General features: G+C 59.8%; 23 protein-coding genes. 8 read left to right on the top strand and 15 right to left on the bottom strand.

Annotated features, from left to right (window positions below; genetic code table 11):
* Positions 1–95: 95 nt before the first annotated feature.
* Positions 96–1,163, top strand: coding sequence for an ABC transporter substrate-binding protein (locus tag R0140_RS15865; RefSeq protein WP_012542008.1), 1,068 nt, complete (start codon positions 96–98; stop codon positions 1,161–1,163).
* Here the strand turns inward: R0140_RS15865 and R0140_RS15870 are convergent.
* Positions 1,160–2,104, bottom strand: coding sequence for a LysR family transcriptional regulator (locus R0140_RS15870; protein ID WP_049009845.1), 945 nt, complete (start codon positions 2,102–2,104; stop codon positions 1,160–1,162). The genes R0140_RS15865 and R0140_RS15870 overlap by 4 nt on opposite strands.
* A gap of 171 nt (positions 2,105–2,275) precedes the next feature.
* Positions 2,276–3,163 carry a LysR family transcriptional regulator gene (locus R0140_RS15875; RefSeq protein ID WP_008805221.1) on the bottom strand — a complete coding sequence of 296 codons (888 nt, stop codon included), beginning with the start codon at positions 3,161–3,163 and terminating at the stop codon, positions 2,276–2,278.
* Between the two features lie 95 nt (positions 3,164–3,258).
* Between R0140_RS15875 and R0140_RS15880 the strand changes: the two genes are divergently transcribed.
* The 4 genes from R0140_RS15880 to R0140_RS15895 are packed head-to-tail and all read left to right on the top strand — an operon-like array spanning position 3,259 to position 6,931.
* On the top strand, positions 3,259–4,047 hold the full coding sequence (locus tag R0140_RS15880; protein WP_016160850.1) for a substrate-binding periplasmic protein: 789 nt from the start codon (positions 3,259–3,261) through the stop codon (positions 4,045–4,047).
* Positions 4,048–4,052: 5 nt separating this feature from the next.
* Positions 4,053–4,844 (top strand): amino acid ABC transporter ATP-binding protein, encoded by a 792-nt coding sequence (locus R0140_RS15885; RefSeq protein ID WP_008805223.1) that lies wholly within the window; start codon positions 4,053–4,055, stop codon positions 4,842–4,844.
* Positions 4,844–5,518 carry an amino acid ABC transporter permease gene (locus R0140_RS15890; protein ID WP_012542012.1) on the top strand — a complete coding sequence of 225 codons (675 nt, stop codon included), beginning with the start codon at positions 4,844–4,846 and terminating at the stop codon, positions 5,516–5,518. The genes R0140_RS15885 and R0140_RS15890 overlap by 1 nt, the downstream gene beginning before the upstream one ends.
* A gap of 6 nt (positions 5,519–5,524) precedes the next feature.
* Complete coding sequence (locus tag R0140_RS15895) at positions 5,525–6,931, top strand: MmgE/PrpD family protein (protein ID WP_032739684.1); 1,407 nt, start codon at positions 5,525–5,527, stop codon at positions 6,929–6,931.
* A 37-nt stretch (positions 6,932–6,968) separates the two neighbouring features.
* On the opposite strand, the gene R0140_RS15900 is transcribed toward R0140_RS15895, so the two are convergent.
* Together R0140_RS15900 and R0140_RS15905 are read right to left on the bottom strand one after the other, a co-directional pair.
* On the bottom strand, positions 6,969–8,585 hold the full coding sequence (locus tag R0140_RS15900; RefSeq protein ID WP_022066380.1) for a peptide ABC transporter substrate-binding protein: 1,617 nt from the start codon (positions 8,583–8,585) through the stop codon (positions 6,969–6,971).
* Complete coding sequence (locus R0140_RS15905) at positions 8,582–8,698, bottom strand: hypothetical protein (RefSeq protein ID WP_012542015.1); 117 nt, start codon at positions 8,696–8,698, stop codon at positions 8,582–8,584. The genes R0140_RS15900 and R0140_RS15905 overlap by 4 nt, the downstream gene beginning before the upstream one ends.
* A gap of 72 nt (positions 8,699–8,770) precedes the next feature.
* Between R0140_RS15905 and mpaA the strand changes: the two genes are divergently transcribed.
* Positions 8,771–9,478, top strand: a complete 708-nt coding sequence (mpaA, locus tag R0140_RS15910; protein ID WP_032739682.1) for a murein tripeptide amidase MpaA — start codon at positions 8,771–8,773, stop codon at positions 9,476–9,478.
* On the opposite strand, the gene ycjG is transcribed toward mpaA, so the two are convergent.
* The gene (ycjG, locus tag R0140_RS15915; RefSeq protein WP_016160847.1) at positions 9,475–10,440 is read right to left on the bottom strand and encodes an L-Ala-D/L-Glu epimerase; all 966 of its coding nucleotides are present in this window, start codon (positions 10,438–10,440) and stop codon (positions 9,475–9,477) included. The genes mpaA and ycjG overlap by 4 nt on opposite strands.
* A gap of 102 nt (positions 10,441–10,542) precedes the next feature.
* On the opposite strand from ycjG, the gene tpx reads away from it, so the two are divergent.
* A complete protein-coding gene (gene tpx, locus R0140_RS15920; RefSeq protein ID WP_008805229.1) occupies positions 10,543–11,049 on the top strand; it encodes a thiol peroxidase in 507 nt (168 codons plus the stop codon).
* Positions 11,050–11,120: 71 nt separating this feature from the next.
* Here tpx and R0140_RS15925 read toward each other — a convergent pair whose 3' ends face one another.
* The 8 genes from R0140_RS15925 to pspA all read right to left on the bottom strand — a co-directional run bounded on the left by R0140_RS15925 (position 11,121) and on the right by pspA (position 18,156).
* On the bottom strand, positions 11,121–12,173 hold the full coding sequence (locus R0140_RS15925) for an AbrB family transcriptional regulator (protein ID WP_049157977.1): 1,053 nt from the start codon (positions 12,171–12,173) through the stop codon (positions 11,121–11,123).
* Between the two features lie 101 nt (positions 12,174–12,274).
* A complete protein-coding gene (tyrR, locus tag R0140_RS15930; RefSeq protein ID WP_012542019.1) occupies positions 12,275–13,816 on the bottom strand; it encodes a transcriptional regulator TyrR in 1,542 nt (513 codons plus the stop codon).
* A gap of 227 nt (positions 13,817–14,043) precedes the next feature.
* On the bottom strand, positions 14,044–15,105 hold the full coding sequence (locus R0140_RS15935; RefSeq protein WP_008805232.1) for a YcjF family protein: 1,062 nt from the start codon (positions 15,103–15,105) through the stop codon (positions 14,044–14,046).
* Positions 15,102–16,499, bottom strand: a complete 1,398-nt coding sequence (locus tag R0140_RS15940; RefSeq protein WP_008805233.1) for a YcjX family GTP-binding protein — start codon at positions 16,497–16,499, stop codon at positions 15,102–15,104. Before R0140_RS15940 ends, R0140_RS15935 begins: the two co-directional genes overlap by 4 nt.
* A gap of 102 nt (positions 16,500–16,601) precedes the next feature.
* Complete coding sequence (pspD, locus tag R0140_RS15945; protein ID WP_002901915.1) at positions 16,602–16,820, bottom strand: phage shock protein PspD; 219 nt, start codon at positions 16,818–16,820, stop codon at positions 16,602–16,604.
* 28 nt (positions 16,821–16,848) lie between these two features.
* On the bottom strand, positions 16,849–17,208 hold the full coding sequence (gene pspC / locus R0140_RS15950) for an envelope stress response membrane protein PspC (protein WP_004203911.1): 360 nt from the start codon (positions 17,206–17,208) through the stop codon (positions 16,849–16,851).
* Positions 17,208–17,432, bottom strand: a complete 225-nt coding sequence (gene pspB / locus R0140_RS15955; RefSeq protein ID WP_002901911.1) for an envelope stress response membrane protein PspB — start codon at positions 17,430–17,432, stop codon at positions 17,208–17,210. Before pspB ends, pspC begins: the two co-directional genes overlap by 1 nt.
* Before the next feature lie 55 nt (positions 17,433–17,487).
* The gene (pspA, locus tag R0140_RS15960; RefSeq protein WP_004203910.1) at positions 17,488–18,156 is read right to left on the bottom strand and encodes a phage shock protein PspA; all 669 of its coding nucleotides are present in this window, start codon (positions 18,154–18,156) and stop codon (positions 17,488–17,490) included.
* Positions 18,157–18,308: 152 nt separating this feature from the next.
* Between pspA and pspF the strand changes: the two genes are divergently transcribed.
* Complete coding sequence (gene pspF, locus R0140_RS15965; protein ID WP_008805234.1) at positions 18,309–19,298, top strand: phage shock protein operon transcriptional activator; 990 nt, start codon at positions 18,309–18,311, stop codon at positions 19,296–19,298.
* Here the strand turns inward: pspF and R0140_RS15970 are convergent.
* Both R0140_RS15970 and R0140_RS15975 read right to left on the bottom strand, forming a co-directional pair.
* The gene (locus tag R0140_RS15970; RefSeq protein ID WP_032739681.1) at positions 19,289–20,680 is read right to left on the bottom strand and encodes an MFS transporter; all 1,392 of its coding nucleotides are present in this window, start codon (positions 20,678–20,680) and stop codon (positions 19,289–19,291) included. The two genes, pspF and R0140_RS15970, sit on opposite strands and share 10 nt — an antisense overlap.
* A 25-nt stretch (positions 20,681–20,705) precedes the next feature.
* Positions 20,706–21,875: a M20 aminoacylase family protein gene (locus tag R0140_RS15975; protein WP_032739680.1), complete on the bottom strand. Its 1,170-nt coding sequence runs from the start codon at positions 21,873–21,875 to the stop codon at positions 20,706–20,708.
* Between the last annotated feature and the right edge of the window lie 146 nt (positions 21,876–22,021).

Genomic DNA, 22,021 nt, shown 5'->3' on the forward strand with positions numbered 1-22,021 from the left:
AGCTTTTTTTCACCCATGCTTGGCGAATAAAAGCATTTAACACACGGCCCGCCGGCTCTTTAGGGTGAGAAAAAAACTCAAGGGAGCAATACGTTATGATGAAAGCATTTTTTAGCCGCACCTTGCTGGCATTGGTCGCGGTCATCGGTCTGGCGGCAAACGCCCAGGCCGAGACGCTACGAACCATTCGCATCGGCGTGCCGGATCAGAGCGCCGGCAGTCAACCTTTTATTGAGGGGCCGGTCGGCATGGCGTTTATCCGCCATCAGCTGGAAGAGGTATTTAAACCGCAGGGTGTGGAAGTGCAGTGGCAGTTTTTCAAGGGGGCAGGCCCGGCGGTGAATGAAGCGTTAGCCAACCGACAGCTTGATTTTGTTTACCTCGGCGATCTGGCGGCGATTATCGGTAAGGCCAATGGTCTGCCGACACGCCTGCTTCTGGGCAGCCGCGGCTCGGAATCCTGGCTCGCGGTAACCAAAGCCTCGGGTATTAAAACGCTGGCCGACCTGAAAGGCAAACGGGTGGCGGTCTATCGCGGTACGGCGGACCAGCTGGCCTTTGACCGGGCGCTGCAAACCGCCGGCCTCAATGAGCGCAGTTTGCAGGTCATCAACCTTGACTGGAACGCGGGTAAAGCGGCGCTGGCGGCCGGTCGCGTCGATGCGGTATGGGGAGGCGTCTCCCTGCTGGCGCTACGCGGCGACAAAATTGATGTGGTGGTTAAAAGCGGCGATTCAGGCCGCCAGAACACCACTCAGGCGGGGTTCCTCGGCACGCAGACGTTTATCGAGACCTGGCCGCAGGCGACTCAGCAGATCGTTAATGTGCTGGTGAAGAATGCCGCTGAAATCAGCGATCCGGCTAATCGAGACGCCTGGTCTGCCGAGATGGCGCAGCAAAGCCAGATCCCCAAGGCGTTATTTCTGGAAGCGCTGCAGCCACAGGATCTGAACTTTACCACCTCACCGCGTATTGACCCGTTCCTGACCGACAGCTTCAGCAGTAGCGTCGAGCAGGCTAAATCGGGTCGTCTGATCCGCAGCGCTTTTGACGTTAAGCAGTGGGTGGACGGCCAGTTTGTCGAGCAGGCGCTGAAAACGCAGCAACTGGAAAACCGCTGGCCACCGTACGATGCCAAAGGTGAGGCGAAAAACGCCGGTTAATCCCCCTCCTCCTGCGCCAGCAGCTGAAGCTGATGCTGACGGTCGGTATGGAGGATAATCTCAATCAGCCTCTCAACCAGCGGCGGCTGAATCGCGTGAACCGGGGAGATAATGGCAAACCGGGTCTGCATTAGCCGCCACTCATCTGGCAGATCGCTAAGTTCCAGTTTCACCAGCCGATGGCTGTGCTGGCACAACGCGAAGCCGTCCTCGCTGGCGAAGCTTATCGCGTGGGTTTGCGCCAGAGTGGAAAGCAGCGCGTAAATATGGTCGCACTGGATCGCGGGCGTAAAGTCCTGTTGCTGGCTGAGGGTCGCCAGTACCTTGCGTACCCCCGGCGGCAAATAGGGGGCGGCAAAAGGGTAGCGCAACATCTCCTGAATCGAGATCGTCCCCTGTTTTGCCAGCGGATGTTCGGCATGGCAGACAAAGAAACAGCGTTGTGGGCTAAGCGGCTGCACGCGTAACTGCGGGTCAAGCTCGGCCTGCCAGCTATCGGCGACCACAAAAGGATAGTGCTGGGAGGTAAGCGCCTGATGCAGAGCAAGCCAGTTATCAATGTGAAAACGCACCCTCGCCTGCGGCAAAAGACGATGAAACTCTCCGATGGCCGTCGGAATCAGCCTCGCGCCGGGAGCCGGGCCGCAGCCAAAAGCGACCTCGCCATTTTGCGCATCGTCCGCCTCACGCAGCTGGCTACTAAGCTCAATATTGAGTTCCTGAAAACGGCGCGCATAAGGCAGCAGCTTTTGCCCGTGCAGCGTGAGCGTCGGTAGCTTGCTCTGGCGGTCGAATAAAGGATGACCGACACTCTGCTCCAGCGCCTGAATGCTGCGGCTAAACGCCGATTGCGACAGGCAAACCGCCTCCGCCGCACGATTAAAACTGCCGTACTCCACTAGCGCTACAAAATTGCGTAACTGGCGAAAATCCAGATGCATCGATCCGCTCCCTTCCCTCTACTATTCAACAAAAGTACTGGAAGGCGGCCTGGCGGTAAACCACAGACACCACTCCCGGTGGGTTAGCGCACCGTGACTGGGGTGAAAGTTCGCGTTGCAGAATAGTGATGAACCTGCATGAGCGGCCAGCCACAGAGCCTCACGCTGATCTCACGTTTCAGCCATTAATTCCGTCATCACTTTCGCAAACACTTCGCCCGGCTGCGACAGGGTGCTGTGTCCATCCGTCACCGCGACGACAGACACCGGCAACGCATGACGGAACGGCCGCACCGCCAGACCGCTGGTGTCGACGCCCTGTAGAGAAAAACTGTCAACAATAGTCATACTGTTGTTGCCGTGTCTGACAAGATTAATCGCCATGCTGTAGCGGTTGGTTTCTACCGCCGCCACCTGGCGCTGGCGGAACGCCGGCACCTCTTCGGCAATCATGGCAACCAGCCGCGCGTCGGTCGTGATATACACCAGGTCGCGTGTCGGGATATCCTGCCAATGGATTTCCGTCTGCTGCGCCAGCGGATGCTGCCCGGGCAGCACACACACCATTTCACCCCGGCAGATGGCCAACGGGTTCTCCTCTGGTTCGTAGCCGGGTTTCACCAGAAAACCGAGATCGTAACGCCCTTCTTCAACCGCCGTCTCAATTTCATTGTTGAGACACATATCCGCCACCACACCATAATCCGGAAAGCTCTGCCGAAAACGCGCCACCGCCAGCGGCAATATATTCAGCGCCAGCGCAGGCGTGGCACAGACCCGCAACTGACCAACGCGATACTGGCGGATGTGATCAACAAAACGCTCAAAACGAAGCCGGTCCTGATGCACGCGCAGCGCCTCTTTATACAGCGCTCTGGCTTCCGCGGTTGGCTGCATCTTCCCTTGATAGCGCTCAAACAGGCTGAACCCCATCTGCTGCTCGATAAGCGCCAGGCTTTTACTCACCGAAGGCTGCGACATGGCCAGCTGCGCCGCTGCCGCTGTCACTGAACCTAGCTGAACGATACTGATAAAGACCTCGAGTTGCTTGGGTGTCATTGCCATTTTCCTGATAACGATATGCTGATTATGCATTTAAAAAATATGCACTCAGGGTTATAGAATCCATAATTATATTCACCAGAGGGCATAAAATGAAATTTTTCACGTCACGCTTCATGTCGATATTGTTGCTTATACCGGGGATGTTCTTAGCCCAGTCTCCTGCTCAGGCCGGGGAAGAAATCAATACGATTCTGCCAGACCATGTGATCCGCGTCGGTGCGGTCAACGCACCGCCGTGGTATCAGAAAGATCTGCTGACCAACCAGTGGACCGGGCTGGTTCCGGATGTTGTGCAGGCGATATTTAAAAACACCGATATCAAGATTGAATACGTTGATACGCAATGGGGCACCGCCGTCGCGGGTTTACAGTCCAACCGCTTCGATATTTTAGGTGGTTTTAATAATACGCCAGAAAGGGCCAAAGCCGTCGACTTTACCCGCCCTATGGGCTCGCACCAGATGGGCGTCCTGACTCTGGAAAAAGAGACGCAGAAATATCAGCGCTGGGACACCATCAACACTTCGCAGACCAGGCTCAGCGCGATTGATGGCTCGGCAGCCGTCACGCTGCTGCAGCCTCAACTGGACAAAGCCCAGTGGATTATCGTTCCCGATAGCGACAACATGCAGCTCCAGATGGAGAGCGGCCGCGCGGATGCCATCGTCACTAACGATATCCAGATGGCGCAATATATTCAAAAGCGTCATCAGGGCACGATGATTATTCCACAGCCGGTCAAAGAACAGGCAACCAATATGGGCCTGCGTAAAGAACGACCGGAATTACAGGCGTGGCTGAATGGACGGCTCGAACAGCTGGATAAAGACGGCACGCTGAAAAAAATATGGCAGAAATATACTCACCCAGCGAAATAACTCTGATGAACCCACAATCATTATTACCGTTACTGAAAATTGAAGCGCTTAGCAAATCATTTTCAGGTAATAAAATTATAGATGATGTTTCCTTCGCGGTTCGTCCCTCGGAGGTGATTGGCATCATTGGCCGCAGCGGCGCGGGTAAATCCACCCTGCTGCGTTGCCTGAACATGCTTGAAGTCCCGGATAGTGGGCATATTTGGCTGGGTGAGGAAGAAATAGGCTTTCACGGCGCGCAGAGAAAACAGGTCACACAGCGCACATTAGCGCGCCAGCGTGCCTCAATGACAATGGTATTCCAGCACTTTAATCTGTGGCCACACCGCAGTGTATTGCAGAATATTATTGAAGGTCCGGTACAGGTCCTGGGCTTGCCGCGTAAAAAAGCCATCGAAAAAGCCATGGCGCTGCTCACGCGTATGGGCCTGCAAGAAAAAGCCGGAGACTTCCCGGTTCAACTTTCAGGCGGTCAGCAGCAGCGGGTATCTATCGCCCGCGCCCTGGCCATGGCGCCGCAAGTGATCCTGTTTGACGAACCGACTTCCGCACTCGATCCGGAATCTGTCGGGGAGGTGTTGTCCGTTATTTCCGAACTGGCGGCCAGCGGCACCACCATGCTGGTGGTTACCCATGAAATGCGTTTTGCCCTGCAGGTATGTAGTCGGCTGCTGTTGATGGATAATGGCAAACTGGTGGAAGAAGCATCCCCTCAGGAGATCTGGTCACGGCCGCCCGATGCCCCTATCCGACGCTTTATGACGCTGTCCGGCGTAACGGCAGAGGAGCTGCGCTAATGTCTTATCACTGGGATTTCTCAATACTGTGGCAATATCACGCGGTTTTGCTGGAAGGGATATTGACCACCTTTAAAATTGTGCTGGCCTCAGTCACGTTAAGCATTCTTGGCGGAGCGCTGCTGGCCCCGTTGCGCGGCGCGTCCAGGGCGGTCATCCGCTTACCCACCCAGGGGTTGATTGAGATTGTGCGTTCAATCCCCCCTCTGGTGCTGATTGTCTGGGCCTACTACTGTCTGCCCATTTTGTTCGGCCTGACCCTCTCCTCGTATCTGACCTGTGTCCTCGCCATCTCGTTATATGGCAGCGTATTTTTCGCTGAAATATTTCGTTCTGGTATGCAATCGGTCGATCATGGTCTGGTCGAAGCGGGCCTGTCGGTGGGGATGTCACCGCTGAAAGTATTAGTTCGCATTACCGCGCCGGTAGCCTTTTTGCGAATTTTACCGGCGTTTGTCAGCCAGTGCGTGATGTCGGTTAAGAATTCCGTGCTGGCAAGTTATATCGCAACGGGTGAGATCCTCTATCAAGGGCAACGGCTGAGTACCGCCACCTTCCGCCCTCTGGAGACACTGACTTTTGTGGCGCTGTTTTTCGTCGCCACCATTCTTCCGCTGTCACTGCTGGCAAGCTATGCCGAGCGCCGGATCCGCAGCCGCTACTTCAAACGTTGAGTAACCATGACTATTTCCGCAACACGCCAGCTGGTCAATTTTGCCAGTACCTTATCTGCGCCAGCTATCCCGGCTCCCGTTCGGCGCAAAATTCGACTGCATTTACTGGATGCCCTCGCCTGCGGTTGGGCGGCCAGTGGCCACCGGGTCAGCGAACCGATGATACGCGCCTCCCGGCTATTTGGCGGAAACGGTCACTGTAGCGTCTTCGGTGAGTCCGGTTTCAGCCCATTGGCGGCCGCGTTCGCGAACGCCGCCATGATAAACGGCCTGGATCACGATGACGGTGTGGAGATCGACGGCAAAGGGCTCGGCCATCCGGGGGCCACACTGGTTGCCGCCGCGATGGTTGCGCTTGACCTCAATCCTGAGCCGGTAGCTCAGGACGTGCTGATTACCACCCTGGCGGCCGGTTTCGAGGTGAATAACCGGCTCATCCACGCCATCCAGCCTTCGGCAGAACGCTTCAGCCAGGTCTACGGCGTGGCGCAGCATCAATCCATCGGCGCAGCCGTGGTGGCCGGTCGGTTGTTGGGGTTAAACCCTGAGCAATTACATCACGCGGTGGGCCTGGCCGCCGCGTTAACACCGCTCCCCAGTCTGCACCAGTATAACTGGCGACAACGGCCGCTGCTGTCGCTCAAAGATGCCGTGGCGCCCGCCGCGCAAGCCGCCGTGCAGGCGGTGATAATGGCGCAGCAAGGCCTCAGCGGCAGCCTTGATGTACTCGATGGCGAACAGGGTTTCTGGCGGATGATTGGCTCCGACCAGTTCGCGCCAGACAGGTTGACCGATGAGCTCGGCAGGCACTGGTACGCTGGCTACGGTAGCTTTAAGCGATATCCCGCCTGCCGCTGGCTGGCCTGCGCGCTGGAATGCATGGAGGGCATCATGCAGCAGACCGGCTGGTCCGTTGCGGATCTCCGCACCATTGAGGTACAAAGCTTCCCCCGCCTGGTCAATGATATGATGGATTATCGGCCGCAAACGGTGACCGACGCGCAGTTCAGCCTGCCGTGGACGCTGGCAGCGATCGCCGCTGGCCTGGCGCCGGGTGCCGACTGGTATACTGAAGACAATATGCAAAACCCAGCCTTGCTGGCGCTGGCGGATAAAGTCACGGCCACTGTCACACCTGAATTTACACAACGGATGAACGGTCCGGCACGCCAGCCTGGCGCGCGCGTTGTGGTCACAAACTCACGTGGCGAATATGCAGTGCAGGAACGCTACAAACCCCTGGGCAGCGCCGAGCGGCCGCTTAGCGATGGGGAAATTATTGCCAAAGCGCGGCGAAATTTGCCCGGACATAAGATAAAGGTTAACGAACTGCTTACGAGCGTGATGGAGGAGGAAACGGCTCGGTATTACTCCTCTTCGGCAGATCTGATGGGCTTTTCGCTACCGGCGTAGCAAGGGTTGCCTGACATTATCAGGCAACCACGACCGGTTAGTGCTTCACGATATACATGGTACGGCTGTAGGCCACATCTTCCGGGTTGGTGATCGGGTAGCCTTTCAGCCACGGCTTAATCAGCCGGCCGTTAGTGTACTGGTAGATCGGCGCAATCGGCGCTTTGACCATAATGATCTTCTCCGCCGCGTTGTAATCGTCGTTACGCGCTTTGGCCGAATTCTCCACCGCCGCCTGGGCGAGGATTTTGTCGTACGCCGGATCGTTAAAGCGCGAGATATTGCCGCTGTGGGTGGAGGTCAGCAGCGACAGGAAGGTGGACGGCTCGTTGTAGTCCCCTACCCACGAAGCGCGGATCACGTCGAAATTGCCGGTGTTACGGCTGTCGATATAGGTTTTCCACTCCTGGTTCTGCAGCTTCACCTCCACGCCGAGGTTTTTCTTCCACATCGACGCCACCGCGATGGCAATCTTCTGGTGATTCTCAGAGGTGTTATACAGCAGCGTCAGCTTCAGCGGACGATTCGGGCCATAGCCGGCGGCAGCCAGCAGGGCTTTCGCCTGGGCATTAAGTTCGGCCTGACTCATACTCTCAAACTGCGACGGCTGGGGGGTGAAGCCCGCCGTCACGTCCGGCGTGAAACGCCAGGCCGGTTTTTCCCCGGTTCCCAGTACTTTCTCCGCCATCACCCGGCGATCGATGGTCATGCTCAGCGCCAGTCGCACCCGCTCGTCCGCCGTCGGCCCCTTTTGGGTATTGAAAGCGTAATAGTAGGTACCCAGCTGCGGCGGGGTATATACCTGCCCCGGAATATCCTTCAGCAGTTTCTGATACATATTTTTCGGGAAAGATTCGGTGATATCGATATCGCCAGCGAGATAGCGCTTGGTGGCGGCGGACTCCTGGTTGATCGGCACAAAGGTGACCTGCTGGATCACCGTTTTGGCGTTATCCCAGTAGTGCGTGTTCGGCACCACCACCAGCTTTTCATTGACCACGCGATCTTTCAGAACATAGGCGCCGTTGCCCACCAGGCTGCCGGGCCGCGTCCAGTTCGCGCCGCTGTCGACATTCGCCTTCTGTACCGGGTAGAAGGCAAAGCTGGCGGTCAGGTTGCTGAACCACGGCAGTGGTTTATCCAGCTGCACCCGCAGAGTGTGGGCGTCGACGGCGGTAACCCCCAGGGTCTCCGGCGCGGCTTTGCCGTCGATAATGTTCTGCGCGTTGGCGATCCCCGCCAGCGCCGCGAACCAGGCGAACGGCGAAGTGGTTTTCGGATCCACCAGACGCTGCCAGCTATAGACGAAATCCTCGGCGGTAACCGGCGTGCCGTCGGACCAGCGCGCGTCATCGCGCAGGGTAAAGGTCCAGACGCGGTTATCGTTGCTCTGCCAGCGGGTCGCCACGCCTGGAACCAGGTTGCCTTTCGCATCCTGATTGACTAAACCTTCAAACAGATCGCGGATCACCTGGATTTCCGGCAGGCCCACCGCTTTGGCGGGATCTAACGAGGCGGGTTCATCTTTGATATGGCGTACTAACAGCTGTTTTTCCGCCAGTACCGTGCCCGGCGGTACGTCCGCCGCCCAGGCTAAAGAAGATACGCTGGCTAACCACAGCGCGCCGCATGTCAAAGCGACAGGATACTTCATAAGATCCCCTTTAAAATGAAAAAAATACCGCCAACAGAGCGATAATTATTTGTTTCATCACCTGAAATTGCAAACGACATATGATAGAAAATTGATGTGTCGTCGGATTTCACGCCTCAGGGAATGGGTTTGATCCCGACACGCTTTTCGCCAACACTGAATAATAACGACACACAGGAAGCCCTATGTCTATTTCACGTCCTCGTCCGCAGCGCGGCGACTTTCCGCCGGGAACCCGGCAGTACGGCAGCTCGGAACTAGGCGCGCCGCTGCTGTGGTTTCCTGCGCCGCAGGCCGACAGCCGTAGCGGCCTGATTATTGCCGGCACCCACGGTGATGAAAATTCGTCGATTGTGACCCTCTCCTGCGCCCTGCGCACCCTGAAACCCGAGCTGCGCCGTCACCACGTGGTGCTAACGGTCAACCCTGACGGCTGTCAGCTCGGGCTGCGTGCCAACGCCCGCGGCGTTGACCTCAACCGTAACTTTCCGGCCGCTAACTGGAAACAAGGGGAAACGGTTTATCGCTGGAACAGCGCGGCAGAGGAACGCGACGTGGTGCTGTTGACCGGCGAGCAGCCGGGTTCGGAGCGGGAGACCCAGGCCCTGTGTCAGTTGATCCACCAGATCCATCCGGCGTGGGTGGTCTCCTTTCACGATCCGCTGGCCTGTATCGAAGACCCGGGCCACAGCCCGCTGGGGCACTGGCTGGCCAACGCCTTCTCCCTGCCGCTGGTGGGCAGCGTGGGCTACGACACGCCGGGCTCCTTTGGCAGCTGGTGCGCGGATATCGGGCTCCCCTGCATCACCGCCGAGTTCCCACCGGTCTCCGCCGACGAGGCAACGGAGCGTTACCTGCCGGCGATGACCGATCTGCTGCGCTGGCAGGCTTAAAGATGAAGCACGCCGGTGCTGAACCGCAGCGCCGGCTCAACGTCCACCGCCAGCCATGTCGGACCGTCGAGGTCAGCGAAGCGCGCCAGCGGCGCCAGCGGGAGTGCGGCGGCGATCCCGCGCGAGGTGCAGAGCATACAGCCCAGCATCCGCGCATACCCCTGCCGTTCCGCCTCCCCGGCCAGAGCCAGCGCTTCGGTCAGACCGCCCGTTTTATCCAGTTTGATATTGACCATCTCATAGCGCCCGCGCAGCCGCGGCAGGCTCTCCCGGGTATGGCAGCTCTCGTCGGCGCAAATCGGTAACGGATGAACGAAGTTTTCCAGCGCCGCATCGGCGTCAGCCGGGAGCGGCTGCTCGAGCATCGCCACGCCGAGGTCCGCCAGCAGCTGACAGCGCGCCGCCAGCCCCTCGCTGTGCCAGGATTCATTGGCGTCGACAATCAGCGTAGCCTCCGGCGCCGCCTGACGGATAGCGATTAACCGCTCGCTGATCAGCCGGTCGTCAAGCTTCACTTTCAACAGCTGGGCACCTTTCTGCCACAGCGCCGCGGCGCTGGCCGCCATCTGATCCGCCGTACCAATGACCACCGTTTGGGCGGTGATCACCCGGTTGGGCAACGCCACGCCCAGCAACTGGGACAAGGTTTTGCCTTCGCGCCGCGCCTGCAGATCCCACAGCGCGCAGTCAACGGCATTGCGCGCGGCGCCTGCCGGCAGCAGCCGCTGCAGCTGTTCGCGGGTGAGGCCCGCTTCCAGCTGCTCGCCGATCGCCATCACCTGGGCCATGACCGAAGCGATGCTCTCGCCATAGCGGGGATAAGGCGTGCATTCGCCCACCCCTTTCACACCGTCCTCCTCCAGTTCCACCACCACCACTTTTGCCTCGCTGCGGCTGCCGCGGGCGATCACAAAAGGGGTATGTAGCGGCCAGGCTTCCTCATACACTCGCACGTTGCGCATTCCCTTGTCCTCTCTGGTCAATGTTAAATAGGGTTTGCCGTGTAGCTGGCGGATGTCATACACTACTCGTGACGTTAACTATATGTAAACAGGAAGATAACCATGTCACAAACCGTGCATTTCCAGGGCAACCCCGTTTCTGTTCAGGGCACCATTCCGCAGGCAGGCGCTAAAGCGCAGCCGTTTACGCTGGTCGCCAAAGATCTCTCTGACGTCGCGCTGAGCCAGTACGCCGGCAAACGTAAAGTACTGAATATTTTCCCGAGCATTGATACCGGCGTGTGTGCCGCATCAGTGCGTAAATTCAACCAGCTGGCCGCTGAACTGGACAACACTGTGGTGCTGTGCATTTCCGCTGACCTGCCGTTCGCCCAGTCCCGCTTCTGCGGCGCGGAAGGCCTGAGCAACGTGGTGACCCTTTCCACGCTGCGCGGCGCGTCGTTCCTCGCTGACTACGGTGTCGCCATCGCCGCCGGTCCGCTGGCTGGCCTGGCCGCTCGCGCCGTGGTCGTTATCGATGAAAATGATCAGGTCGTCTACAGCCAGCTGGTGAATGAAATCACCGAAGAGCCGGACTACGACGCCGCGCTGGCCGCCCTGAAAGCCTGATAACAGAGTGCCCGGGCGCATCACGCCCGCGGACAATCTATGTACTCAGCCCCCGCTCTGCGGGGGCTTTTTTATTGCCGTGGCGCATAGCGGGAGATAGCCCGCGCCATCGCCGGGCCGGTCAGTAAAATGGTAAACAGCCGCAACGTCTGTAGCGCCATAATGAACGACATATCCGCCCGGGTGCCGGCGGCGATAATCGCCACCGTGTCCAGGCCGCCAGGGCTGGTGGCCAGATAGGCGGTCATAAAGTCCATCTGCAGAATGTGGGTCAGGGCAAGGGCCATCAGGGCGCACATCAGGATCAGCCCAAGAATAGAGGCGATAATCTGCGGCAGCGTCTTCAGCGCCAGCAGAAAAATGGCTTTATTAAACTGCAGCCCCACCGTCCAGCCCAGCACCGCATAGGCTATCGCCAGCAGCCACTCCGGCAGCTCCAGCATCACCCAGCCGCTGCCCTGGACCAGCGCGCCGAGCAGCATCGGCAACAGCATGGCCCCGGAGGGGATGCGCAGCCGCATGCCCAGCCAACAGGCTAGCGCCGTCAGCAGCAGCGTGAAAGGGAAATTCAGGGTCAACGATGGAAACCAGACAATATCCTGAGTCATTTCCTGCGCTTCATTGCCCAACGCATAACGCACCACCAGCGCCGCCGCGCCGACGACAAACAGCACCCGCAGATACTGCATCAGCGCCACCAGCCGCACATCGGCGCCGTACTCCTGGGCCATCACCACCATTGCCGACGCGCCGCCGGGAGAGCTTCCCCAGGCGCCGGTGGCGCCCGGCAGCGCGCTATAGCGAACCAGTAGCCAGCCGGTGAGCCCGCTAATCGCCAGGGTGGTCAACAGGATCGCCAGTACCAGCGCCCAGTTGTTGAACAGCACACCAAAAACAGAGGGGTTGATCGCCCGGGCAATCATGCAGCCGACAATGGCCTGCGCCGCCAGATAACAGGGACGAGGAATGCTCAGCTTCACTCCGCGCAGGCTCAAAATGAGACCGGCGATCAGCGGCCCCAGCAGTAGCGCTGCCGGCAAATGAAGGCGTAACAGCAGCGAGGAAAAGAGAACAGAGAGCAGCAGCAATGTCAGCCATTGCCCGATCGCGCGACGCGACGCCAAGATGCACCACCCCGGAAAAAGGATTAAAAAACCAGTATATACAGGTTTGGCCCGCTTTGCAGGCCAGGATGCCGGCAACGAGGGTCGCCGGCCTGGCGGGATTATTCGTCGCCCTTTTTCTGACTCAGACCATATTCACGCAGCTTATTGGCGATGGCGGTATGCGACACCCCCAGCCGCTTCGCCAGCTTACGGGTGCTGGGATAGCTGCGATAGAGCTGGGTCAGCACCGAGCGCTCAAAGCGTCGGGTGATGTCGTCCAGCGACCCTTCCATCGCCTCCTCGCCCACCGGCAGCGACGCGACGTCATGGTCCGGCAGCAGAATGTCCTGTGGGCGCAGCTCAAATCCCTCCAGCTGGGTCAGTGCGCGATAGACGGCATTCTTCAACTGGCGAACGTTGCCGGGCCAGCTGTAGCGGGTGAGCACCGTACTGAGATCGGCGGAGAGCTTCGGCCGCGGGACGCCCTGCTCATCAGCAAAGCGGGCCACGAACAGCTCCGTCAGCGGCATAATGTCCTGCGGGCAGTCGCGCAGCGGCGGCAGATAGAGCGTCAGGACGTTGAGGCGATAGTAGAGATCTTCGCGGAACAGCCCTTTCTGCACCAGTTCGACCAGGTTTTTCTGCGTCGCGCAGATCACCCGCACATCGACGTGCACTTCATGATCCTCGCCAACGCGGCGGAAGGTGCCGTCGTTGAGGAAGCGCAGCAGCTTAGTCTGCATTCGCGGCGACATCTCGCCAATTTCATCCAGCAGCACCGAGCCGCCGTTGGCCTGCTCGAAGAAGCCCTTCTTACCCTGCAGCGCGTCGCCAAACAGCTCGCTCTCGACCGCGTCCTCGGGAATGGAGCCGCAGTTGAGCGCCAGATAAGGTTTGCCCGCCCGCGGGCTGGCCAGATGGCAGGCATGGGCCAGCAGATCTTTGCCGGTACCTGTGTCGCCGACAATCAGCAGCGGCGCGCTGAGCATCGCCAGCTTGCGCGCTTGCTCCACCACGTGGCGCATTTTCGGCCCCACCGCGAGGATCTGGCTGAAGGCGCTGGTGTCCTGGCTGGTCATGGTCTGCAGCTGGCGTCCCATGCGCACGGTTGAGCGCAGCATCGCTACGGCGCCGGTCAGCACCCGTTCGTTATGCTCCCCTTCCAGATAGACCGGGGTCACTTCCAGCAGATAGTTCTGTCCATTCACCACCACATGCTCCGCATGCGTCTCCTGCGGGCTGCTCTCCAGCCAGCGCTGAACGTTAAAATCGGCGATCAACTGGGCCACCGGATGGTTGCGCAGCTTCGCCTGGCTTTGGCCAAACAGCAGGCAGCTGGCGGGGTTGGCCAGTTCCACCCTGCCTTTGGTGTCCAGCGACAGCACCGGCTCCGGCATCGCCACCAGCAGCGCGCTGAGCGCCAGGTGTTCACGCTCAGACGGCATCCACGGCACGGTGCGCACGTCTGTCACGCCGGCGATACGGCGGATCTCTGCCATCAGGCTGCTGAACGTGGCGAACTCCAGTTCGGCAAAATTGAGGTAAATTCGGCCTATAGGGTCAATATCGATACCACGTAGATCAATGCCGCGCAGCACCAGCAAATCGAGCAATTCACGAGTCAGACCGAGACGGTCTTCACAAAAGACTTCAAGACGCATGGGAGTGTTCACCCTAAAAGTGCCAATGACGGGAGAATAATAGGACAGGAATGAGTTTTCGGGAAGCTAACTGTCAACAATTATTGACAGCATGGCGGAAAAATGGGCGTTGTGCCGTAAAGTCAGGCGGTCAGTGGTTAAATGAACGCCTGGGCGAGCCGGGATCCAACCTGCCCGGTAGGCCGGGCAAGGCGAAGCCGCCGCCCGGCAATGTCTCTGAGCGGAGGTTACTTCTCCGGACTGGTTTTGCTTTTCTGCAGGGTCTCTTTCAGCTGCCCAATCAGCTCGCGACGAAAATCGCCGAGCCGCGGTTTATCATCGGCAATCCACGGTAGCGGGCGGCACAGCTCCATCGCCTTGATCCCGAGGCGGGCGGTCAGCAGTCCGGCACCGATGCCCTGTGCGGCGCGCGCCGACAGCCGGGCCGCCAGATCCTGCGACATCCAGTCCATCCCCACCTCGCGCACCAGTTCGCTGGCGCCAGCGAAAGCGATATTCAGCAACACCAGGCGAAACAGTCGCAGACGACTGTAATACCCGAGCTCAATGCCGTACAACGTGGCAATTCGGTTGATCAGCCGCAGGTTACGCCAGGCGATAAACGCCATATCCACCAGCGCCAGCGGGCTGACGGCAATCATCAGCGTCGACTCCGCCGCCGAACGGCTGATTTCCCGCCGCGCCTGGGCATCGAGCACCGGCTGCACCAGCTGCGCATAAAGGCTCACCACTTCGCGATCGCTTTGCGTTTCGTGGATCGCGGCATACCAGCGCTGCAGCGCCGGATGCGATTGATCCAGCCCGGCCTGCTGCGCCAGCTTCTCACAAAAGGCTTTCGCTTTGCCGACCGCGTGACTGTGCAGCATATCGCGCGCTTCATCGCGTTCGTGGGCGCGCTGGCGCAGTCGCCACAGACGGCGCCACTCGGTGGCCACCGATCCGACGCCGGCCCCGACGATCAGCGCCCCGGCGACGCAGCCGCCCAGCGCAATCCAGTCCTGGGTCTGCCAGGCGTTAGCCGTCCACTGCACGCCTTGCGCCACGACGCTGACGCCGAAGATCGCCAGTCCGGCGCTGACCATCCGCCGCCACAGGCTGCGTTTGGGTCGCAGGACCGACTCCACCACCGCTTCCGCCGCCCCCTCTTCCTCTTCGCCGGTCACCAGCCGCGCTGGCGCGAAGTTGTCGGCCTCCAGGGTGTCGAAGGCGCGGGCGCTTTTCAGCGGCGGAATTTTTTCCGCTTGCAGCGGACCATCAAAATCAATCCGCGGTTTTAACGGTTCGCTCATCGCAGTTTATCTCCAATCAAAAATTCCAGCGCCGCGTCGAGGCGAATGTGCGGTAAAGGCCGATCGACATCCATGACCTGCGGACGAAAGTTTTCAAACTGAAATCCCTGCTGCTGCCAGAAGGCCTGGCCCGGCAGACGCGCCGGCACCTCGCCGGGATAGATGGTCAACGGCTGGCCGTCGCTCAGCCGATCGCCGCGCAGGGCGGGAATTTTCTCGCCATTCACCTCAATCAGCCCGCTCTGGGTCGCCTGAATGGACGCCAGCCCCAGGCAATCCATACTGATCCCCTCAAAGGCGGCGTTCTGCCACGCGTCCTGAATCAGTTGCTGCAGGAGCGACACCATATTGCTGTGCTGATCGACCGTGACGTGGTCAGCTTTGGTGGCGGCAAACAGCAGCTTGTCGATAACCGGCGAAAACAACCGGCGGAACAAGGTGCGCTGCCCGTAATGGAAACTTTGCATCAGCTGGGTCAATGCCAGACGCATATCGTTAAAAGCCTGCGGCCCGCTGTTGAGCGGCTGCAGACAGTCCACCAGCACAATCTGCCGGTCGAAGCGCAGGAAGTGCTCTTTGTAGAACCCCTTCACCACCCTTTCGCAATAGTATTTGTAGCGTTCGCGCAGCATGCCGGCGTTGCTGTGTTTATCGGCCTGCGCCAGCTTGGCTTCGCCGATGGCGTCGACGTCGGGCCACGGGAAAAACTGCAGCGCCGGCGCACCCGCCATTTCACCGGGCAGGACAAAGCGCCCGGGCTGGATAAAGTGCAACCCTTCGCGCTTACAGGCGTGCAGATAGTCCGTCCAGGCGGCGGCGATGTCTGCCAGACGGGCCTCGTCGGCAGGGGCCAGCGGATCCAGCCCGGCGCACAGCTGCCGCCAGCGGGCCGACCACTCCGCACGCTGTCCCTGCAGGAGCCCGGTCATCTGTCGTGACCAGCTCAGATAATCCTGTGCCAGCATCGGCAGGTCGAGCAGCCACTCGCCCGGATAGTCGACGATCTCCAGATACAGCGTGGAGGTATCTTTAAAATGGCGCAGCAGGGAGTCATTCGAACGGTAGCGCAGCGCGAGACGGATCTCGCTCACCCCGCGCGTCGGGGTTGGCCACATGGGGGGCTGGCCGTACAGCTGGGCCAGCCCTTCGTCGTAGGTGAATCGGGGAATGCCAAAGTCCCGCTGCGGCACGCGCTTGACGCCGAGCAGCCGCTCTTCGCGTGCGGCGCTCAGCAGGGGCAGGCGGGCGCCCGTGTGGATATTCAATAGTTGATTGACCAGCGCGGTGATAAACGCCGTTTTACCGCTCCGGCTCAGGCCGGTCACCGCCAGACGTAAATGCCGGTCAACCCCGCGGTTGACCAGCGCATTCAATTCAGTTTTCAGTCGCTTCATCGCCAGTCCGTTATGCCCTGAAGGTATGTCTCGTCATCATAAGCTATCTGCCGGGGATAAGCAGGACAACGTTAATCCTTTTGCGCCTTCCCCACGGCGGCATTATTTCATCCCGCGCGTGACGCGGTTGGCCAGCCGGCTGAGCAGCGGCTCCAGCGCCACCGCCAGCAGCATTTTCAGCGGCCGACGCGCGACCGATTTAACCGCCCAGCCGGCAACGCCCGCCGGGCCGTAACGCAGCGCGGTCAGCAGCGCCAGCTTACCGACGATTTTCAGACCGGGCTTCACCTGCTGCCCGGCGCGTTGCCATTTGCTATTCATGCGTTGCCTCACTCGTTAAAAACAGGATTTACAGCTGGCGAAAGCGGCTGCGCAGCGTAAAGGTGTCGGAGGTCACATACCGCTCCATTTCACGCAGGCGCTGTTCACCGGAGGCCAGTTCGGCATCCACGGCGGCCAGCAGATCGCCATTGCTCGGCGCCTTGTGACCGTACAGTTCACTGTCCGGCATCGGATCCAGAGCAAAAGTCAAAATGATGTAGGCCACCAGGACAAAGAAAAAGAGGCCGAATATCATCGCCAGCACGGTAATCAGACGCACCAGCTTCACCGGGACATCAAGATGCTGAGCAATGCCCGCGCAAACGCCCTTCACCATCCCGCGCTGCGGGATACGCCACAGTTTTTTATTCAGATCCAGTCCGGCCATTATTTGTCTCTCCAGTTCGGATGTTCAGCATCCAGGATCGCTTCCAGCGCCTGAATACGTTCGCGCATCCGCTTCGCGTCATCGGTCAACTGCAGCAGCCGTTGCTGCTCATTTTGCGTCAGACTGCCGTTGGCGCCGCGATTGTTGTAGTGCAGCCACAGCCAGACCGGCAGAACAAACAGCACAAACAGCGTCAGCGGAATGGCGAGAAAAAGCATGCTCATGTGTACTCCTTACAGGGGGTGAGCCGCGGCGCAACGCCGCGCCGCGCAATCATACTTACTGGTTGGACTGATTCATTTTGGCTTTCAACGCCGCCAGCTGCTCGCTGATTTCATCGTCCGCTTTCAGTTCGGCAAACTGCTGATCCAGCGTCTGCTGCTTGCCAAAGCGGTGGCTCTCCGCTTCCGCTTCCATCTGATCGATGCGACGCTCAAAGGATTCAAAGCGGGCCATCGCCTCATCCAGTTTACCGCTGTCCAGCTGGCGACGCACATCGCGGGACGAACTCGCCGCCTGATGGCGCAGCGCCAGCGCCTGCTGACGAGCGCGGGTTTCGCTGAGTTTGTTCTCCAGCTCGCCAATCTCTTTCTTCATGCGCGCCAGCGTTTCATCCACCAGCTGCACTTCATGATCAAGTTGAGCGATAAGGTCGGTCAGCTTCTGCTTTTCGATCAGCGCCGCCCGGGCCAGATCCTCTTTCTCTTTACGCAGCGCCAGCTCGGCTTTTTCCTGCCATTCCGCCTGCTGGGCGACCGCCTGCTCAATACGACGGGTCAGCTGTTTCTTTTCCGCCAGCGCGCGGGCCGACGTGGAACGCACTTCCACCAGCGTGTCTTCCATCTCCTGGATCATCAGACGCACCAGCTTTTGCGGGTCCTCCGCTTTCTCCAGCAGGGAGTTGATGTTGGCGTTCACGATGTCGGCAAAACGAGAAAAAATACCCATAATTTCAATCCTCATAGTTCTGGTTTCAGGCATTCACCTGTGGCTTAGCTAATACAAATGGCGTGCCAACTTTTTATCTTATTGATTTTAAACAGGGTGGTTGCGAATTGTGCAGGGCATTGCTACAGTCACCTGGTTAATCACACTACTTAATGGCGAAATTCATCATGGCGCAGTACAAGGATAATCTGCTGGGCGAGGCCAACAGCTTTCTCGAGGTGCTGGAACAGGTTTCCCGGCTGGCTCCGCTGGATAAGCCGGTGCTGGTCATCGGCGAGCGCGGCACCGGGAAAGAGCTTATCGCTAACCGTCTCCACTACCTCTCCAGCCGCTGGCAGGGGCCGTTTATCTCGCTGAACTGCGCGGCGCTGAACGACAATTTGCTCGATTCGGAACTATTCGGCCACGAAGCCGGGGCCTTCACCGGGGCCAGCAAGCGCCATCCCGGGCGCTTCGAGCGCGCCGACGGCGGGACGTTATTTCTTGATGAGCTGGCGACGGCGCCGATGCTGGTGCAGGAGAAGCTGTTAAGAGTGATTGAATATGGCGAGCTGGAGCGCGTGGGCGGCAGCCAGCCGCTGCAGGTCAACGTCCGGCTGGTGTGCGCCACCAACGCTGACCTGCCGCGGATGGTGGAGGAAGGCCATTTTCGCGCCGACCTGCTCGACCGTCTGGCCTTCGACGTGGTGCAGCTTCCGCCGCTACGTGAACGGCAGAGCGACATCATGCTGCTCGCCAACCAGTTTGCCATTCAGATGTGCCGCGAGCTCGGTTTGCCGCTGTTTCCCGGCTTCAGCGAACGTGCCACCGCAACGCTGCTCGGCTACCGCTGGCCGGGGAATATTCGTGAACTGAAGAATGTCGTCGAGCGCTCGGTCTATCGCCACGGCGACAGCGAGCACGAGCTGGACGCCATTATCCTCAACCCTTTCCGTCAGACCGCGGCCTCCGTGCCGGAGGCCGCGTCCGGGGACGAGCTGCCCGCTCTGCCGCTGGATCTGCGCGATTTTCAGCTCCAGCAGGAAAAACGCCTGCTGCAGCGGAGTCTGCAGCAGGCGAAGTATCATCAGAAGCAGGCGGCGGAGCTGCTGGGGTTAACCTATCACCAGCTCCGCGCGCTACTGAAAAAACATCAGCTGTGAGAGGCGCGCGGCAGCAGCAGCGCGCTCACCGCCATCGCCCCCAGGCATAAGACGGCGTTAAACCACAGGGCATACTGGGCGGCATGGGCCATGCCCAGCGGCAAAAACAGCGCGAAAAGTGACGCCGTCACGGCAATACCCATCGCCCCGCCCAGCGAGCTGCCCATCTTGTAGATCCCCGAGGCGACGCCGATTTTGTTCTCCGGCGCGTTGGCCACCGCCGTATCCGTTGAGGGTGTGGCGTAGCAGCCCAGCCCGAGGCCAAACAGCACGTTGCTGGCGAACACCACCCCGATATACAGCGCCTTATCGAGAAAAGTGCAGGATATCAGGCCGATGGCAATGGCGGTCAGCACCGGCCCGGCCATCATCGGCATCCGGGCGCCATAGCGCTGCAGCAGCTTCTCGCCCACCCGGATCATCGCCAGGACGGTCACCAGATAGCCGAGGGTCATCATCCCGCTCTCCAGCGGCGTCAGGTGGTGCCCCTGCTGCAGCCAGATGCTGGCGATCATCATGGTGCCAATCGCCCCATTGAGCAGAAAGTTCGACAGCACTGCCGCGCCGTAGGCCCGGTTACGAAACAGCGCAAAATCAATCAGCGCCGCCTCGCCTTTGCGCATGCCGTTGCGGATAAATACCGCCCCCGCCGCCAGCGCCCCGACCAGCATGGTCAACGACAGCGGACTGCTCCATCCCCAGCCATGGCCCTTGCTGATAAACAAATTCACCAGCACCAGCGCGGCAATCAGGCTCAGCAGACCGCCGACGTCCAGCTTATGCTGGCTGGCGCTGGCGCTGCGGCTCTCCGGCGTGCCGCGCAGCAAAAACAGCGCCAGCAGGGCGACGGCAATGGAGAAGACGAAGATCCAGCGCCAGCCGAGCCCGGTGGCAATGGCTCCGCCAACGAAGGAACAGAGACCGCTGCCGCCCCACGAGCCGATGACCCAGAAGCTGACCGCCCGCTGCCGCGCACGCCCCTCATACCAGGTCTTAATCAGCGCCAGCGTCGCCGGCATAATGCACGCCGCCGACAGCCCCTGCAGCACCCGGCCGGCCAGGAACAGCCCCGGCCCCTGAGCGACCACCAGCATGGCGCTGCCGACGATACTCAGCCCCAGTCCGAGGGTGGTCATCCGCATCCGGCCAAACTTGTCCGCCAGGCCGCCGCTGGCGACCACGAAACAGCCGCTGAACAGCGCGCTGAGACTGACGGCCAGGGTTAAGGTTTCAAGGGAGATATCAAGACTGCTTTTCATCGCCGGCACCACGTTAATCACCGACTGGGCAAACAGCCAGAAGGTTAAAACGCTTAGCACAATCCCCACCAGCAGGCGATCGCTGCCGACAAAGGGGGTGTCGCTCACGGTGACAGTGCTCATCGCATGGCCCTCCTGTTTCCGGTGATTAACGCAAATAGTGTTCCGCCAGACCGCACCACAGCGCCGCCCCGGTCAGCAACAGTGCGTCGTTGAAGTCATAGCCCGGGTTATGGACCATGCAGCGATCCGGCTCATCGCCAGCGCCGATGGTGAAATAGCTGCCATGCGGGTGCTGTTCCAGCATGAAGGCAAAATCTTCACTGCCCATAAACGGCTTCACCTCGCCCACCTGCTCTGCGCCAAACAGCGATGTCGCCACCTCCCGCACCATCGCGTTGGCCGCCGGATCGTTACGCAATACCGGGCTGCCGTTGACGTGCGTCAGCGTGGCCGTGGCGTTGAAGCTTTCCGCCTGAGCCACGGCGATATCATGGATCCGCTGCAGCACGGTCTCGCGCACCTGCTCATTGAGGGTGCGCACCGTGAGCTTCATCAGCACGTGATCGTTAATGATATTGGGCGCATGTCCGGCCTGGATGCTGCCGACGGTCACCACCGCCGGTTCGAACGGGGTGATATTGCGCGAGACGATCGACTGCAGCGCGAGGGTGATATGGCAGGCGACCAGCGTGGCATCCACGGTATGCTCCGGCACCGCGCCGTGGCCGCCAACGCCTTTCACCTCAATATGCAGCGTATCGGAGGAGGCCATCATCGCCCCGTCGCGCAGGCCGATCTTGCCCAGCGGCTGACCCGGCATATTGTGCAAGCCGAAGATTGCATCGCAGGGGAACTGGTCAAACAGACCGTCCTCGACCATCACTCGCCCGCCGAACAACAGCTCTTCCGCGGGCTGGAAAATCAGCTGCAGCGTCCCGGTAAACTGGCGGGTGCGCGCCAGATATTCAGCCGCGTAGAGCAGCGTGGTGGTGTGCCCGTCATGGCCGCAGCCGTGGAAACGCCCGTCAACCTGGCTTGCCCACGGCTTCCCGCTCCGCTCCTGCATCGGCAGGGCATCCATATCCGCCCGCAGGCCGAGGCGTTTTTTTCCGTGGCCGACGCGCAGCGTGCCCACCACTCCGGTGCCCGCCAGGCCGCGGTGAACCTCGTATCCCCACTCGCCAAGCAGTCGAGCGACCTCATTGCTGGTTTGATGTTCTTCAAAGCCGATCTCCGGCTGCTGGTGGAACTGGCGACGCAGGGCAATAAATTGCGCCTCGTTGACCTGCAAGGCTTCAAGCAACGGATGTGTCATTTTTGTTATTCCTGTGTTGTGTTTGCACGACACTTTCGAGTTTATGCGGGTGAAACAGCTTTCAGGTGCGCTTTTTTGTTTTATATTGACGAGAAATCAATGACTGTTTTTCATACATATCAGTTATGACAAAAAATGACGGGTTG

The organism is Klebsiella sp. w6 (assembly GCF_033100215.1).
Classification (GTDB): Bacteria; Pseudomonadota; Gammaproteobacteria; order Enterobacterales; family Enterobacteriaceae; genus Klebsiella; species Klebsiella variicola.

What these genes read in the sequence shown, in the direction of transcription:
- R0140_RS15865 (WP_012542008.1), top strand. Translation starts at nt 96, where the DNA reads ATGATGAAAGCATTTTTTAGCCGCACCTTGCTGGCATTGGTCGCGGTC.
- R0140_RS15870 (WP_049009845.1), bottom strand. Translation starts at nt 2,104, where the DNA reads ATGCATCTGGATTTTCGCCAGTTACGCAATTTTGTAGCGCTAGTGGAG.
- R0140_RS15875 (WP_008805221.1), bottom strand. Translation starts at nt 3,163, where the DNA reads ATGACACCCAAGCAACTCGAGGTCTTTATCAGTATCGTTCAGCTAGGT.
- R0140_RS15880 (WP_016160850.1), top strand. Translation starts at nt 3,259, where the DNA reads ATGAAATTTTTCACGTCACGCTTCATGTCGATATTGTTGCTTATACCG.
- R0140_RS15885 (WP_008805223.1), top strand. Translation starts at nt 4,053, where the DNA reads ATGAACCCACAATCATTATTACCGTTACTGAAAATTGAAGCGCTTAGC.
- R0140_RS15890 (WP_012542012.1), top strand. Translation starts at nt 4,844, where the DNA reads ATGTCTTATCACTGGGATTTCTCAATACTGTGGCAATATCACGCGGTT.
- R0140_RS15895 (WP_032739684.1), top strand. Translation starts at nt 5,525, where the DNA reads ATGACTATTTCCGCAACACGCCAGCTGGTCAATTTTGCCAGTACCTTA.
- R0140_RS15900 (WP_022066380.1), bottom strand. Translation starts at nt 8,585, where the DNA reads ATGAAGTATCCTGTCGCTTTGACATGCGGCGCGCTGTGGTTAGCCAGC.
- mpaA (WP_032739682.1), top strand. Translation starts at nt 8,771, where the DNA reads ATGTCTATTTCACGTCCTCGTCCGCAGCGCGGCGACTTTCCGCCGGGA.
- ycjG (WP_016160847.1), bottom strand. Translation starts at nt 10,440, where the DNA reads ATGCGCAACGTGCGAGTGTATGAGGAAGCCTGGCCGCTACATACCCCT.
- tpx (WP_008805229.1), top strand. Translation starts at nt 10,543, where the DNA reads ATGTCACAAACCGTGCATTTCCAGGGCAACCCCGTTTCTGTTCAGGGC.
- tyrR (WP_012542019.1), bottom strand. Translation starts at nt 13,816, where the DNA reads ATGCGTCTTGAAGTCTTTTGTGAAGACCGTCTCGGTCTGACTCGTGAA.
- R0140_RS15935 (WP_008805232.1), bottom strand. Translation starts at nt 15,105, where the DNA reads ATGAGCGAACCGTTAAAACCGCGGATTGATTTTGATGGTCCGCTGCAA.
- R0140_RS15940 (WP_008805233.1), bottom strand. Translation starts at nt 16,499, where the DNA reads ATGAAGCGACTGAAAACTGAATTGAATGCGCTGGTCAACCGCGGGGTT.
- pspD (WP_002901915.1), bottom strand. Translation starts at nt 16,820, where the DNA reads ATGAATAGCAAATGGCAACGCGCCGGGCAGCAGGTGAAGCCCGGTCTG.
- pspC (WP_004203911.1), bottom strand. Translation starts at nt 17,208, where the DNA reads ATGGCCGGACTGGATCTGAATAAAAAACTGTGGCGTATCCCGCAGCGC.
- pspB (WP_002901911.1), bottom strand. Translation starts at nt 17,432, where the DNA reads ATGAGCATGCTTTTTCTCGCCATTCCGCTGACGCTGTTTGTGCTGTTT.
- pspA (WP_004203910.1), bottom strand. Translation starts at nt 18,156, where the DNA reads ATGGGTATTTTTTCTCGTTTTGCCGACATCGTGAACGCCAACATCAAC.
- pspF (WP_008805234.1), top strand. Translation starts at nt 18,309, where the DNA reads ATGGCGAAATTCATCATGGCGCAGTACAAGGATAATCTGCTGGGCGAG.
- R0140_RS15970 (WP_032739681.1), bottom strand. Translation starts at nt 20,680, where the DNA reads ATGAGCACTGTCACCGTGAGCGACACCCCCTTTGTCGGCAGCGATCGC.
- R0140_RS15975 (WP_032739680.1), bottom strand. Translation starts at nt 21,875, where the DNA reads ATGACACATCCGTTGCTTGAAGCCTTGCAGGTCAACGAGGCGCAATTT.